Origin of the sequence: Bradyrhizobium sp. 170 (assembly GCF_023101085.1) — a bacterium.
GTDB lineage: Bacteria > Pseudomonadota > Alphaproteobacteria > Rhizobiales > Xanthobacteraceae > Bradyrhizobium.
On the sequence record NZ_CP064703.1, the window covers coordinates 2,636,961 to 2,650,950 of the forward strand.

At 62.8% G+C, this 13,990-nt stretch carries 13 protein-coding genes; 4 read left to right on the top strand and 9 right to left on the bottom strand.

Annotation, left to right across the window (positions count from 1 at the left end):
• Positions 1-27 precede the first annotated feature (27 nt).
• The gene (locus IVB05_RS12305; RefSeq protein ID WP_247784574.1) at positions 28-564 is read left to right on the top strand and encodes a transposase; all 537 of its coding nucleotides are present in this window, start codon (positions 28-30) and stop codon (positions 562-564) included.
• 61 nt (positions 565-625) lie between these two features.
• Here IVB05_RS12305 and IVB05_RS12310 read toward each other — a convergent pair whose 3' ends face one another.
• The 9 genes from IVB05_RS12310 to IVB05_RS12350 all read right to left on the bottom strand — a co-directional run bounded on the left by IVB05_RS12310 (position 626) and on the right by IVB05_RS12350 (position 10,977).
• Complete coding sequence (locus IVB05_RS12310; protein WP_247784575.1) at positions 626-1,873, bottom strand: methyltransferase; 1,248 nt, start codon at positions 1,871-1,873, stop codon at positions 626-628.
• On the bottom strand, positions 1,866-2,621 hold the full coding sequence (locus tag IVB05_RS12315) for a TlyA family RNA methyltransferase (RefSeq protein ID WP_247784577.1): 756 nt from the start codon (positions 2,619-2,621) through the stop codon (positions 1,866-1,868). Before IVB05_RS12315 ends, IVB05_RS12310 begins: the two co-directional genes overlap by 8 nt.
• 2 nt (positions 2,622-2,623) lie before the next feature.
• Complete coding sequence (locus IVB05_RS12320) at positions 2,624-3,187, bottom strand: nucleoside 2-deoxyribosyltransferase (RefSeq protein ID WP_247784579.1); 564 nt, start codon at positions 3,185-3,187, stop codon at positions 2,624-2,626.
• A gap of 96 nt (positions 3,188-3,283) precedes the next feature.
• On the bottom strand, positions 3,284-5,230 hold the full coding sequence (gene dxs, locus IVB05_RS12325) for a 1-deoxy-D-xylulose-5-phosphate synthase (RefSeq protein ID WP_247784585.1): 1,947 nt from the start codon (positions 5,228-5,230) through the stop codon (positions 3,284-3,286).
• Between the two features lie 332 nt (positions 5,231-5,562).
• Positions 5,563-6,861 carry a hypothetical protein gene (locus IVB05_RS12330; protein WP_247784587.1) on the bottom strand — a complete coding sequence of 433 codons (1,299 nt, stop codon included), beginning with the start codon at positions 6,859-6,861 and terminating at the stop codon, positions 5,563-5,565.
• A 177-nt stretch (positions 6,862-7,038) separates the two neighbouring features.
• Positions 7,039-7,290: an exodeoxyribonuclease VII small subunit gene (locus IVB05_RS12335; protein WP_247784588.1), complete on the bottom strand. Its 252-nt coding sequence runs from the start codon at positions 7,288-7,290 to the stop codon at positions 7,039-7,041.
• Between the two features lie 73 nt (positions 7,291-7,363).
• Positions 7,364-8,290, bottom strand: coding sequence for a histone deacetylase family protein (locus IVB05_RS12340; protein ID WP_247784590.1), 927 nt, complete (start codon positions 8,288-8,290; stop codon positions 7,364-7,366).
• Positions 8,291-8,379: 89 nt separating this feature from the next.
• Complete coding sequence (locus IVB05_RS12345) at positions 8,380-10,050, bottom strand: bifunctional metallophosphatase/5'-nucleotidase (RefSeq protein ID WP_247784592.1); 1,671 nt, start codon at positions 10,048-10,050, stop codon at positions 8,380-8,382.
• 165 nt (positions 10,051-10,215) lie between these two features.
• Positions 10,216-10,977, bottom strand: coding sequence for a crotonase/enoyl-CoA hydratase family protein (locus IVB05_RS12350; protein ID WP_247784594.1), 762 nt, complete (start codon positions 10,975-10,977; stop codon positions 10,216-10,218).
• Positions 10,978-11,105: 128 nt separating this feature from the next.
• On the opposite strand from IVB05_RS12350, the gene IVB05_RS12355 reads away from it, so the two are divergent.
• The 3 genes from IVB05_RS12355 (at position 11,106) to IVB05_RS12365 (ending at position 13,195) form a co-directional block, all read left to right on the top strand.
• Positions 11,106-12,059: a ring-cleaving dioxygenase gene (locus tag IVB05_RS12355; protein WP_247784596.1), complete on the top strand. Its 954-nt coding sequence runs from the start codon at positions 11,106-11,108 to the stop codon at positions 12,057-12,059.
• Between the two features lie 109 nt (positions 12,060-12,168).
• Complete coding sequence (locus IVB05_RS12360) at positions 12,169-12,375, top strand: DUF1737 domain-containing protein (RefSeq protein ID WP_247784597.1); 207 nt, start codon at positions 12,169-12,171, stop codon at positions 12,373-12,375.
• A gap of 127 nt (positions 12,376-12,502) precedes the next feature.
• Positions 12,503-13,195: a phytanoyl-CoA dioxygenase family protein gene (locus IVB05_RS12365; protein WP_247784599.1), complete on the top strand. Its 693-nt coding sequence runs from the start codon at positions 12,503-12,505 to the stop codon at positions 13,193-13,195.
• The last annotated feature ends 795 nt before the right edge of the window (positions 13,196-13,990 follow it).

Consider the following 13,990-nt stretch of genomic DNA (forward strand, 5'->3'; position numbering starts at 1 on the left):
AACCACGCAATGCTCTAGCATGACGACATGACCGATTACCGTCGCAATTTTGTCGTTGGAGGTAGTTTCTTCTTCACCGTTAATCTGGCGGAGCGACGTCTGCGGCTGCTGACGGAGCACATCGACGAATTGCGGGAAGCACTTCGGGAGACGCGGCACGACCATCCATTCACGATCGACGCGATGGTTGTTCTGCCTGATCATCTTCACGCGGTCTGGACAATACCCGAAGGGGATTCTGACTTTGCCACGCGCTGGCGGTTGATCAAAACGGGTTTCTCGCGCCGTGTTCCGGTTGGCGAACGAATTTCCGAGAGCCGGGCCGCTAAGGGTGAACGCGGTATATGGCAGCGGCGTTACTGGGAGCACGCCATTCGTGATGAAAACGATTTCGCCCGTCACGTCGACTACATCCACATCAATCCGGTCAAACATGGCTACGTGACGCGGGTCGGAGATTGGCCGCATTCGTCATTTCATCGCATGGTAAAACTCGGCGTTTATCCCGAGGATTGGGCTGGCGATGTCTCTGACCATGGAGATGCGTTCGGCGAACGTCAGTAGGGATGCGAGATCGGATGATGGGTATCGCTTCGCTCCACCCATCCTACGAATTACCGCGAACTCACCGCCTGAACCGCGCCACCAGCTCTACATGCGGCGTGTGGCGGAACTGGTCGACCGGGGTGACACCGTCGATCTTGTAGCCGCCGTCGATCAGGATTTTTGCATCGCGCGCGAATGTCGTGACGTTGCAGGACACCGCGACCACCGTCGGAATCTTGCTGGCCGCGAGCTGCGTCGCCTGCGCCTGCGCGCCCTGGCGCGGCGGGTCGAACACGACCACATCATAGTCGCGCAGTTCCTGCGGCATCAGCGGGCGGCGAAACAGGTCGCGCGCCTCGGCCTTGACCGGCTTCAGTCCCGAGGTGGACGTCGCGGCCTTCTGCAACGCTGCGACCGCGCCGACGTCGCTGTCGAAGGCGGCTATCCGCGACTTCGCCGCCAGCCGCAGGGCGAAGGGGCCGACGCCGCAAAACAGGTCGGCGATGTATTTGCTGCGCTTGCAGTGGTCGGATACCAGCGCGGCGAGCTGCTCTTCACCTGCTACCGTTGCCTGCAGGAACGAGCCGGGCGGCAGCGCCACCTGCGCGGCGCCGATCGAAATCAGGGGCGGCGTTCGCATCAAGACCAGCTCGCCGTGGCGCGTCAGCCGCGCCAGCCGGTGTTGTTCGGCGATGCGCGACAGCCTTGCGATCAAGGCTGATGACAGCGGGCCGGAGCCGCGCACATCGACATCGAGCCCGCTATTGGTCGCGGTGACCTGGATGTCGAGCGGCTTGCCCATCGAAATCAGCGGCTCGGCGATGGCCCAGGCCGCCTCGATCGCGCCGTTCAGATGCGGGTCGAGGATCGGGCAGCGGTCGATCGGAATGATGTCGTGCGAACCTGCCGCCGCATAGCCGACCTTGAGCACGTCGTGAGTTCCGATCCGGCCGTGCAGGGTGATGCGCCGGCGGCCGGCGCCATGGGCATCGAGCAGGGGCGCGACGTCGCAATCGATTCCGGCCTGCGCCAGCGTCGTCACCACGAGCTCGCGCTTCCAGGCGCGATAGGGGCCGGCGTCCCAATGCTGGATTGCGCAGCCGCCGCAGACTCCGAAATGCGGACAGAACGGCGCGATCCGGTCCGCGCTTGCGGCCTCGACGTTGAGCAATCGCCGGCGGTCGGGATGGTGACCGGGAACCGGACCGACTTCGATCGTTTCACCGCCCAGCGTGTACGGCACATAGATGTTGCCGCCGCTTACGATCGCGACGCCGTCGCCGTGATGGCCGACATGGTCGATCACGAGGCGCTCGCTGTCAGCCACGGCGCGCGCCCATGAAGAATTCGATATTGCCGTCGCCGCCGGTGATTGGCGAGGGAAACACCTGGATATCGGTGCAGCCAAGGGAAGTCGCGAATGCCGAGATATCGTCGCAGATTTCCTGATGCACCATCGCGTTGCGGATGATGCCGTGCTTGGAATGCCTGCGCTCGGCCTCGAATTGCGGCTTGATCAGCGCCAAGAGCTGCGTCGGTGCAGCGGCCAGCTCCAGCGCCACCGGCAGCACGGCCTTCAGTGAAATGAAACTGACGTCGATGACGACGACATCGGGCCGCGCGGGCAGGCGCTTGCCCTCGAACTTACGAATATCGGTTTCTTCCATCGACGCGATCCTGGGATGGCCGCGCAGCGAGGGATGCAACTGGCCGTGCCCGACATCGATGGCGAAGACGAAGCTGGCGCCATTCGCCAACAGCACCTCGGTGAAGCCGCCGGTGGAAGCGCCGACGTCGAGGCAGACATGGCCCTCGATCTCGATCGGATACAGTTCCAGGGCGCCTGCGAGCTTGACGCCGCCGCGCGAGACCCAGGGGTGCGCGGGCTGCGCGGACAATTCAGCATTGGCGGCGATCATCTCCGACGCTTTCAGCACGGGCCGGCCGTCGGCGGTCACGCCGCCGGCGTCGATCGCGGCGCGGGCGCGGGCGCGGCTTTCGAACAGGCCGCGCTCGACCAGCAGCACGTCCACGCGCTTGCGGGGAGAGGTCTCGCTGTTGCTCGTCTTCGCCAAGGTCAGTCCGATTTACCTTTGGCGCGATCCGCCGCCAGACGAACGCAAGTCTCGAACGAGGTCAGATCGTGCCAGATATCCAGAGGCCGCTGCCGCGGCATCACCAGTCTAGCACCATGCAGATCGAGCGTGTGGATCATCATGAGATTGTCGGGCAGTCCGAAATCCTCGACCGTCAGTCCGTCATCGTCGATCAGATGGCCGGTAGCGGATTTGGTCACGTCATGGATCCGCATTACGCGCTCAACATAGACTGCGGGGTCGTTGCTATAGGCCAGACAGAGCTTGCCGCGCCCGGCCATGTAGCCAAGTTCATAGACGGTGCCGGCGTCCGCACTTGGGCCGCGAAACGGCGTAAGGTTGGCGATGATCGCGTCCGCTGCGTCCATCATGGCCTCGTTACCCTCAAAGATCGCGAGCGAGGCGTCGGCGGCCGAAAGATCGACCGCATTGTCGAGCGGATAGAGCCCGCGCACGCCATGGCGGGCACAGATCGCGGCCTTGCGGCGCCCGATCTCGATGGCGTCCGGCAGGAACACGTCGGGACCTGCCAGATAGATCTTCATGGGATTACCCGGCGGAAGAGCCAGATCTTCGGTTCTGCCAATTCTTCGAAACTCAAGCCTTCGGTTCCGATCAAGTCAGAACCGAAGGGCTGTGCCTCAGGCGAGCTTGACCGTCTCGGTCTTGTAGTCCTTGCCGAGCGCATCGAACACCTTGGCGACGATGCCCTTGGCGTCGAGGCCGGCATGGGCATACATCGCGTTCGGCGAGTCGTGGTCGATGAACTCGTCGGGCAGGATCATCGCGCGCATCCGCAAACCGCCGTCGAGCATGCCGTTGTCGGACAGCGTCTGCATCACGTGCGAACCGAAGCCGCCGATCGAGCCTTCCTCGATGGTGAGCAGCACCTCGTGGTCGCGCGCCAGCTTCAGCACCAGATCGACATCGAGCGGCTTCATGAAGCGCGCGTCGGCGATGGTGGTGGAGAGGCCGTGGGCGGCGAGTTCATCGGCCGCCTTTTCGCATTCGGCCATGCGCGTGCCGAACGAGAGCAGGGCGATCTTGTTGCCCTGGCGGACGATGCGGCCCTTGCCGATTTCGAGGGGAACGCCGAACTCCGGCATTTCGACGCCGCGGCCTTCGCCGCGCGGATAGCGCACCGCGCTCGGACGGTCGTTGATCGCAACCTGCGTGGCGACCATGTGCACCAGTTCCGCCTCGTCGGACGCCGCCATGATGACGAAGTTCGGCAGGCAGCCGAGATAGGCGCAGTCAAAGGAGCCTGCATGGGTCGCGCCGTCGGCGCCGACCAGGCCGGCGCGGTCGATCGCAAAACGAACCGGCAGGCTCTGGATCGCGACGTCATGCACCACCTGGTCGTAGCCGCGCTGCAGGAAGGTCGAGTAGATCGCGCAGAACGGCTTGTAGCCTTCGGTGGCAAGACCGGCCGCAAACGTCACCGCATGCTGCTCGGCGATGCCGACGTCGAAGGTCCGGTTGGGGAAGGCCTTGTTGAAGATGTCGACGCCGGTGCCGGACGGCATCGCCGCGGTGATGGCGACGATCTTGTCGTCCTTCTCGGCTTCCTTGACGAGGCTCGCGCCGAACACGTTCTGGTAGGCCGGTGCGTTCGGCTTGGCCTTGGCCTGCGCGCCGGTGGCGACGTCGAACTTGACCACCGCGTGATATTTGTCGGCGGCGGCCTCCGCCGGTCCATAGCCCTTGCCCTTCTGCGTCACGACGTGGACCAGGATCGGGCCGGTTTCCATGTCGCGGACGTTCTTCAGAACGGGCAGCAGATGGTCGAGGTTGTGGCCGTCGATCGGGCCGACATAGTAGAAGCCGAGCTCCTCGAACAGCGTGCCGCCGTCCATCATGAAGCCGCGGGAATATTCTTCGACACGGTTGGCGCGGTTGGCGAGGATCTTCGGCAGACGCTTGTTGATCTGTTTTGCCGCCTCGCGCAGCGAGCGATAGGTCTTGCCGGAGTAGAGGCGGGACAGATAGGCGCTCATCGCGCCGACCGGTGGCGCAATCGACATGTCGTTGTCGTTGAGGATGACGATCAGGCGCGAGTTCATCGCGCCCGCATTGTTCATGGCTTCATAAGCCATGCCCGCGGACATCGAGCCGTCGCCGATCACGGAGATGATGTTGTTCTTGCCGCCGGAGAGGTCGCGCGCCACCGCCATGCCGAGGCCGGCGGAGATCGAGGTCGAGGAATGCGCGGCGCCGAACGGATCGTAGTCGCTCTCGGTGCGCTTGGTGAAGCCGGAGAGGCCGCCGGCGGTGCGCAGCGTGCGGATGCGGTCGCGGCGGCCGGTCAGGATCTTGTGCGGGTAGGCCTGGTGGCCGACGTCCCAGATCAGGCGGTCGCGCGGCGTGTCGAAGATGTAGTGGATCGCGGTGGTGAGTTCCACGACGCCGAGGCCGGCGCCGAAATGGCCACCGGTCACCGAAACGGCGTCGATGGTTTCCTGGCGGAGTTCGTCCGCGACCTGACGCACCTGCTCGATCTTGAGCTTGCGTAGATCGTCGGGCGTGCGGATGGTATCGAGAAGCGGCGTTTTACTAAATGTGGTCACAGCGATATTCCAATTTTGCATGTCAGGGCGAAACGGCCCGACGCGAGACGGGAAGCGCGTTAACCGCGCCGTGAAAATCCAGACCCCGGTGCCATCTCGGCGGGCCGGTACCTGATTTGAAAGCCTAGATGCACTCCGGTTCAAACCATGTGATATGCATCACGTTAGTAGCTTCGAAACCCTTCCCGGTTCAGTTTCTTTAGTTATTTGAAGCGCTTGCTGCCGTCGAAAGTTGCCCGGCAGGCTGCTCTCCCAGCCCATAGAACCGCAACCTTTACACCAAAGCCGCCGCCAAAGCCAACCCGGAGGGCCGATTCGGTTCCAGGGGGCGGGCCGGAAAAACCTTGGATGTTTCAACCGCTGCGGCGGGCGGATGGTTCCAATTTGCTCAAATCGGCGGCACTTCCGGCGGCCGTTGAGGCCGCTTCGATCCTTTTCCAGGCCCTGTCGCGCACGCCGGAATCGCCGGTGGCGAGATCAAGCGCGGCGTCGGGGACGGCCATGCGCGCGCTGAGCGGGACCGGTCCGCAGACGATCATGAAGAAGTCGTAGGCGTTGGGCCGTTCGTTGGCCATCACGAACTGGAAATGCACGCGGAAGAACTGCCAGCGAAATTTTTCGTAGTGTTCGGGGTGAATGATGTCGCGGAAGCGGACCGGCACGATCTTCGGGTTGCGCCGGGCGGCGCCGACATCGATGCCGTGGCTCGTGATCGGATCGAACTGGTAGAAATTCATCACGTCCTTGCGGGCCTGGCAGTCGATCCAGTCGATCGAGGGCTCGACCGCCAGCATGCGCAGATGCTCACGAAACTCCTTCGACACGGCGTGATAGCCGACGATCGGGAAATTGCCGCCGATCGTCAGCAGCACAATCCGCGGACCGTGACGGCCGAGCGCGGGGTCGAGCTTCAGCGCGCGCGCCAGCATTTCCGTCGACAGGAACGATCCGGAGCTATGGCCGACGATGACGATTTCTTCGGCGTCGGTGCTTTTGGCTGTCTTGACCAGATGCTGCGCGAAGCGGTCGATGCGCTGATCCCACTCGGTGCGTTCGCGACGCGAGAACTCCCAGGTCCAGATCGTGTCGCAGAAGAGATAGAGCACGTAAGTGGCGCTCTCGGTGTATTTCAGCACGATGCCGAGCAGGGCTACGAAGAGTGCGATCGCGATGGCGATGCTGAAAATATCGGGGATGCCGAGCGCATTCAGCCCCTTCTCGAAGACAAAGGCGATGGCTGCGGCGCACGCGGCTTCCAGCAACAGCAACAAGTGGGGATAGGTGATGAAAGTTGCAAAACGCCAGTTCGCCTTGCCGAAGCGGGCGATGGTGCCGGAGAAGACCAGGCGCCAGTAGATCCACACCGCGCTGAACACCGTGCGCCAGATCGGCGACGCCAGATCCTGCTGGATGAAGTCTTCGAACCGGAGGAAATCGTAGGCCGTGCGGGTCTGCCAATCCTCTGCCTTGGTATCGATGGTCCAGGAGGCGATCTCGTCGTCGGCAGCGACCTTGGGCCGGCTGATGGTGGCCTGGAGCTGGTACAGCCGGCTGAACTTGCGCAGTTCGGTCCGGAACATGCGGTAATATTGCGCCAGCCCGCGCGGATCGTAGCCCTGAATATAGATGATATGGCGGTGCTGGACGCGCACGTACTGTCCCCGGATGGTAGCCGACTATAACAGGCTGGGCAGGGCGCCAAGAAGTAAATCGGCTACCAGATTGACCGGTTATTCAGCCTTTCGGTGGGAGGCGAGCGCCGAATTCGCCCCAGATTCTCTCGATTATGCCGAGCGGGATTGGCGGGGGTGATATTCCGGCTCGCCTGATCACTGCACGTCGAGCGGCTCGGTTCCGGTGACCTGGCCGTTCGCATCGGTGGTAATCTTGTCGACGCGGGCCTCGGCCTGCCGCAGCAATTCCTCGCAGCGTCGCTTCAGCGCCTCGCCGCGCTCATAGATCGTGACCGATTCCTCGAGCGGCACCTTGCCGTCCTCGAGCCGCTTCACGATCGATTCGAGTTCCTCGATCGCGCGCTCGAAGGAGAGTTTCTTGACGTCCATCTGGGTATTTTCGGCCATATCGAGTTCCCGAATGCGCCCCCTAAGAGCGCAGAATCAAATAACAATTTTGCGCGCCTATTGTGGCGGGGATTTACGCGCCCATCAATGCGGTGACATGGGCCGCAACCGACTCTTTCAGCCCCTGCAGGTCGTAGCCGCCCTCCAGCACTGACACAACCCGGCCACCTGCGCTTGCCTCGGCCACATCCATCAGCTTGCGCGTGACCCAGCCGAAATCATCCGCCTTGAGATTGAGCGAGGCCAGCGGATCGCGGTGATGCGCGTCGAAGCCTGCGGAGATGATCACCAGTTCCGGCGAGAATTTCTGCAACTGCGGCAGGATCAGGTTTTCGAACGCTGAGCGGAACTTGGCGCTGCCGTCCTCGGAAGCCAGCGGCGCATTGACGATGGTGTCGTGCTCGCCGCGCTCGCCGCTGGCGCCGGTGCCGGGAAACAGCGGCATCTGGTGCGTCGAGCAATACATCACGGTCGGATCGTGCCAGAAGATGTCCTGCGTGCCGTTGCCGTGATGGACGTCGAAATCCACGATCGCCGCGCGGCCGATGCCGTATGTGCGCTGGGCGTGACGGGCCGCAATGGCGACATTGTCGAAGAAGCAGAAGCCCATCGGCTTCGAAACCTCGGCATGATGGCCGGGCGGGCGCACCGCGACGAACGCATTTGGGTGGGCGCCGGACATGACCGCATCCGTCGCCGCGACTGCGCCGCCGACGCCGCGCATCACCGCTTCCCAGGTGCCCGGCGACATCGAGGTATCGCCATCGATATAGATCATGCCGCTTTGCGGGGCGATATGCCGGAGCTCGCCGACATAATGCTCGCCATGGCACAGCGTGACGGAATCCAGATTGCCTTCCGGCGCCTCGCTGCGCGTGAGCGGCTTGAAGCGTTCTTCTCCCAGCACTTCGGCGACCGCGCGCAGCCGGTCGGGACGTTCCGGATGCCCGGGAGGCGTGACATGGTCGAGACAGGCGGTATGCGTCAGAAGGAGCGTCATGCAAAATCCTGGCGTTAAGGCGCGCGCCGGCGAGGAGGGGCTAATCTAGGCGGTTAGGGGCCACTCGGAAAGGCCCAGGGTATTTCCGCTTAGTTTATCCTGATAATGCGATCGGCGGCGGTCGGGCCGATCGGGCTGTTGGCCAGAAAATAGCTGTTCAGCGCGTCGCTGTCGTAGATGCCGGTCTGCGGCGCGGTTCCCTCCGTGAGCACGGTGAAGCCGTCGCCGCCGACGAACAGGAAATTGTTGACGGTGACGCGATAGCTCGCGGCGGGATCGAGCGGTTGTCCGTTCAGCGACATCCGCTCAGGCAGCACGCGTTCGCCATCAGGCCGGCTGGCGTCCCACGCGTAAGAAAAACCCTTGGACACCTGCAGGATCCTTGGCCGCTTCGGATCGAGCCATTGCTGCTCCAGCATGTCCTTGATCTGCTTGCCCGTCAGCGTGATCGTCACCAGTTGATTGCGGAACGGCTGGCTGGCGAACAGGTCGGCATAGGTCACCGCGCCGTCCTCCCTGCGCATGATGTCGGCGCGCACGCCGCCGGGATTGGTGAAGGCGATGACGGCGCCGCCTTTTTCCTCGGCGCTTGTCGCGGCGAGTTGCGCGTCGGCGATGATGTCGCCGAGCGGACTTTCGCCGGCCGCGTTGGGCACGCGCGACAGCGTGGCCGTCACCGAACCCGCCGGGCGACTCCCGATCGGCGCGGCCAGCCTGTCGTAGGATTCGATCAGCGCGGTTTGCTCGGCGTTCTTCGCGAGCGTCGCTGATCGCACGATGCTGTTATCGGCCTTTGCGCTGGCGACATCGCGCGTGACGGGATCGAGCTTGAGATCGATCGCGGTGACGAGCGTGCCGTATTTGTCGCCTGACGTGACGAGCCGCCCGTCGATCTCGCAGACATAGGCCCGGTGGGTGTGGCCGGTGACGACGACGTCGACCGCTCTGTCGAATTTCTTGACGATGTCCACGATCGGCCCCGAAACGCCGGGGCATTCGTTGTAGTCGCCCGTCGGCAATCCGCCTTCATGGATCAGGACGACGATGGCCTCAACGCCCCGCGCCTTCAATTCGGGGATCAGCGCATTCACCGTACTGGCTTCGTCGCGGAATTCGAGGTCGGCAATGCCGACCGGCGAGACGAGGCCAGGGGTGCCCTTCAAGGTCAGGCCGATGAAGGCGACCGGAACGCCGCCGAACTCGCGGATGTCGTAGGCGGGAAACACGGTCTTGCCGCTGCTCTTCTCGAACGTGCTGGCGGCGAGATAGCGGAATTTCGCGCCCGTAAACGGGTGCGGTCCCTGGCATTGGTCGACCGGGTGGCAGCCGCCATGCTGCATGCGCAAGAGTTCGTCCTTGCCCTCGTCGAATTCGTGATTGCCGACCGAGGAAATATCCAGCCCCATCATCGACAGCGCTTCGACCGTCGGCTCGTCATGGAACATCGCCGACAAAAACGGGCTGGCGCCGATCAGGTCGCCGGCCGCGACGAAGATCGTGTTCTTGCGCCCTTCGCGAAGCTGGCTGACCAGCGTCGCCATATGTTCGGCGCCCCCGGCGGGAACGGTGATCTTCTTCGTCCTGTCCTCGGGATCGACGATGGTGATCCCGCCCGGCGGCGGGCGAAGGTAGCCGTGAAAATCGTTGATCGCGAGAATGCGCAGGTCGACCGGGGCGGGGGTCTGGGCCTTGCCCGGTGCCGTCGCGCAGACCGTGGCGAGCAGTGCAAGCGCAGAGATAGGACGAAGAAAAGCTTTCATGGCTTTGACATAGCAGCTCAGTGTGTCGCCGTCATTGCCTGCGACAAACGCGAAGCGTTTGCGCAAGGGAGCGTAGCGACGAAGCAATCCATTCTTTCTTGATGCGGCGCGATGGATTGCTTCGCTGCGCTCGCAATGACGGTGGGGCGAAGGCGCGCCTCCACGCTACCCCTTCTTCCGCGCAAAGAACGCCTTGAACGCGGCGACCGCTTCCCTGGAGCGCATCCGTTCGCCGAACAGATGGCCTTCCTGGTCGATCCGGCGCGTCATGTCCTCGGGGGGCAGTTTCAACAGTTTTCGCGAGATCGCGACCGCTTCGGCCGGCAGCGCGCAGATCTCGCGGGCCACCTTCCGCGCCTCGGCCTCGGTGTGGCCCGGCGCCACCACCACATTGACGAAGCCGGCCTCGCGCGCGTCGTCGGCGGAGAAGGTGCGTCCCATCACCAGCATGGAAAATGCGCGCTGGTGGCCGATGGTGCGCGGCATCAGCAGGCTGGAGGCGCCTTCCGGCACCAGCCCGAGATGGATGAACGGCGTCGAGAAGGTCGCGGTCTTGCTGGCGAGCACGTAGTCGCAATGGAACAGCATGGTGGTGCCGATCCCGATCGCGACGCCATCGACCGCGGCGATGATCGGCTTGACGTTGTGCGCCAGCGAGTAAAGGAATTTGGCGGCATTGGAGGCGCGCGGCACATCGTTGTTGGAGGTGCCGTCTTTCAGGAAATCCTCGAGGTCGTTGCCGGCGGTGAACACGCCGGAGCCGCCGGTTATGATGATGCAGCGAATATCGGGATTGTTCTGCGCCTTGTCGATGGCATCGCTCATGGCGCGATACATGTCTTGCGTGATCGCGTTCTTCTTCTCGGGCCGCCGCAACGTGATCACGCGCGTCGCATCTTCGTCCGACACAATGAGGTGCCCAGTCATGAACTTGCCCCTAAAGCTGGCGGCGACGGTGCCGCTGGCCAATCATCCACATACATCCTACATGATCCGGCAAAAGGCCCAACCATTCCCTGAGATTTTCCCGGGGATGTGACTACGAGGATGACGCAATGCAGCTAGGCGGAATTCATCACCTGACCGCGATCTCGGCGAAGCCGCGGGATAATCTGGCCTTTTACACCGGCCTGCTCGGCATGCGGCTGGTCAAGAAGACCGTCAACCAGGATGACGTCAGCGCCTATCACCTGTTCTATGCCGACGGCAAAGCCAATCCCGGCACCGATCTCACCTTCTTCGATTTCCCGGCCGCGCCCGAACAGCGCGGAACCAATTCGATCTCGCGCACCGGCCTGCGCGTCGCGGGCGAGAAGACGCTGGGCTATTGGCGGGATCGCCTGAAACAGGCCGGCGCCGTGGCCCGCGATATCGTCGAGGTCGACGGCCGGCTGACGCTGCCGTTCGAGGACGGCGAGGGGCAGCGGCTGGTGCTGGTCGACGACGGCGGCAAGGGCACGGCCGCGCCGTGGGAGCGCAGCCCGGTGCCGATAGAGCACCAGATCCGCGGGCTCGGTCCGATCGTGCTGACCGTGCACGACCTGTCGCGCACCGCCTTCGTGCTGACTGAAGTCATGAACATGCGCCGCGTGCGCGACTATGCCGCCCATGGCGCGCAGATCCATGTGTTCGAGATGGGCGAGGCAAAGGGACAGAGTAGCCCCGCCGCCGAACTGCACGTGATCGAAGACAAGAATTCGCCTATGGCGCGGCAAGGCGCCGGCGGCGTCCACCACGTCGCGTTCCGCACGCCCGACGAGGCGCAGTACCACGCCTGGACGCAGCGGCTGAACGAGCTCCGCGTCCCCAACAGCGGCGAGATCGACCGCTTCTATTTCCGCAGCCTCTATTTCCGCGAACCCAACGGCATTTTGTTCGAGATCGCGACCGACGGACCGGGTTTCGCGACCGACGAGCCGATGGAAACGCTCGGCGAAAAACTCGCACTGCCGCCGTTCCTCGAACCGCGAAGGGCAGCGATCGAGGCGGGGCTGAAGCCGATTTCGTAGGATGGGTAGAGCGAAGCGAAACCCATCATAATCCCAGGCCGCCATTGATGGGTATCGCTCCGCTCCACCCATCCTACGGATTGAAGCTAGTGAACCTGTCGAGGGCATCATGAAGGTCTACCGATATCTCACCGGCAAGGATGACGCCGCATTCTGCCATCGGGTGACCGACGCTCTGAACCGCGGGTGGCAGCTTTACGGACAACCCACTCTGACATACGACGATAAGCGCGGCGAAGTGATCTGCGGGCAAGTCATCACCAAGGACGTCGAAGGCAAGACTTACGATCCCGAAATGGATTTGTCGAAGCTGTAGCGCAGGAGATTCGTAGGATGGGTAGAGCGCAGCGAAACCCATCATTGTTCTACGTCACCATTGATGGGTATCGCTTCGCTCCACCCATCCTACGGGCTGGAATGACAATTGAGCATTGAACTCTCTGATGAGCATTGAACTCTCTGAACGCGAGACAGTGTCCTTCGCAAGGGACGGCGCGTTGCGCATCCGCGCGGCGCTCGACGCATCGGATTTGCAGGGGCTGGAGGATGCGGTCGCGAATCTGCCGCCGGACCAGGCCGGCATCAGGCTTTACGGGATTCCTGCTCTTCGGTCGTTTCTTGCATCACCAGGCGCGATCTGGAAGGTAGCGGCCTCGGCCCTCGGCGACGCCGCCCGTCCCGTCCGGGCAATCCTCTTTGACAAGACCGCCGCGACAAATTGGGGACTCCCCTGGCATCAGGATCGAACGATCGTGGTCGCCCGGCGGGTGGAGGTCGAGGGCTTTGGCCCGTGGACCGTCAAGAGCGGTCTGCTTCACGTGGCGCCACCGTTTGATCTGTTGGCCGGCATGGTGACGCTCCGCGTTCATTTGGACCCGGTGCCTGAGATGAATGCACCGCTTCTGATCGCTCCCGGATCACATCGACTGGGACAAATTCCGGAAGGCGAACTGAGGTCGGTTGTTCAACGGTGCGGGACCGCCACTTGCCTTGCCGACGCTGGAGACATCTGGCTCTATTCGACGCCGATCCTTCACGGCTCGGAAGCGGCGCGCGATCCTGCTCACCGAAGAGTTTTGCAAGTCGACTTCGCGGCCGGCGAACTTCCCGGAGGGCTGACGTGGCTCGGAGTTTGAGGCGCTGCCGCCGTTCCTGGAGCCGCGAAGGGCGGCGATCGAGGCGGGACTGAAGCCGATCGGGTGAGGAAGATGCCGCCCTCGAGCTTTGAAGCGTTGTCTCTTTATGACGCTCCCGCCGTTTATGGCGATTGGTCTGTCGCCTGGGCCTGAGGGATCAAACGAGATCAAACGTGGTAAATCGCGAAGCTAACGAATGATGCGCGTGGTCACCCTGAAATATTCGATCTTCGATCGACCAGCATGCACGCCCGTGTTCTTACGGGGTCCCGACTGAGTACTCCTTTTGGGCCGTTGCCACGACCGAGATTCCTAGCGAGCATCGCGAAGTACGAGAAGCAGGGACTACGCGATCGCTGATCCTACAATTGAACGGACCGCCGACGCGGCGATGCGCACAGCGTTTTTCCCAACCGGACTGTGATTTTTACGATGATCCAGTGTGCGAACTCCATTATTTCGAGCTCTTCATGACCTTATGCCGCGGGCGACCGTTGGGTTCGATCTCTCAAGAGACGTTACCAGAACAAGAAAAGTTATTGGAGAATCAACAAGCCGTGCGCGGTCGTCAGAAGGCTGAGCATGTAAAGGGCAGGAGTTATTGCGTCGGAGTCTTTTCACAATAGTCCAGAGTTTCTTCTGTTGGCATTCGCGTAGGCGCTGAACGAGCGCTCATTGCCGGGCTCTCTTGTGAGTTGCTCCTCGAATGCGATCGCACCTGCTCTGCGTCAGCAGAGTGGAGTGTGCTGTGAGCCGCGTTCTATTTGCCTCGAAGTCTTTACTAACCGCCGGCTG

What these genes read in the sequence shown, in the direction of transcription:
- IVB05_RS12305 (WP_247784574.1), top strand. Translation starts at nt 28, where the DNA reads ATGACCGATTACCGTCGCAATTTTGTCGTTGGAGGTAGTTTCTTCTTC.
- IVB05_RS12320 (WP_247784579.1), bottom strand. Translation starts at nt 3,187, where the DNA reads ATGAAGATCTATCTGGCAGGTCCCGACGTGTTCCTGCCGGACGCCATC.
- dxs (WP_247784585.1), bottom strand. Translation starts at nt 5,230, where the DNA reads ATGCAAAATTGGAATATCGCTGTGACCACATTTAGTAAAACGCCGCTT.
- IVB05_RS12335 (WP_247784588.1), bottom strand. Translation starts at nt 7,290, where the DNA reads ATGGCCGAAAATACCCAGATGGACGTCAAGAAACTCTCCTTCGAGCGC.
- IVB05_RS12340 (WP_247784590.1), bottom strand. Translation starts at nt 8,290, where the DNA reads ATGACGCTCCTTCTGACGCATACCGCCTGTCTCGACCATGTCACGCCT.
- IVB05_RS12345 (WP_247784592.1), bottom strand. Translation starts at nt 10,050, where the DNA reads ATGAAAGCTTTTCTTCGTCCTATCTCTGCGCTTGCACTGCTCGCCACG.
- IVB05_RS12350 (WP_247784594.1), bottom strand. Translation starts at nt 10,977, where the DNA reads ATGACTGGGCACCTCATTGTGTCGGACGAAGATGCGACGCGCGTGATC.
- IVB05_RS12355 (WP_247784596.1), top strand. Translation starts at nt 11,106, where the DNA reads ATGCAGCTAGGCGGAATTCATCACCTGACCGCGATCTCGGCGAAGCCG.
- IVB05_RS12360 (WP_247784597.1), top strand. Translation starts at nt 12,169, where the DNA reads ATGAAGGTCTACCGATATCTCACCGGCAAGGATGACGCCGCATTCTGC.
- IVB05_RS12365 (WP_247784599.1), top strand. Translation starts at nt 12,503, where the DNA reads ATGAGCATTGAACTCTCTGAACGCGAGACAGTGTCCTTCGCAAGGGAC.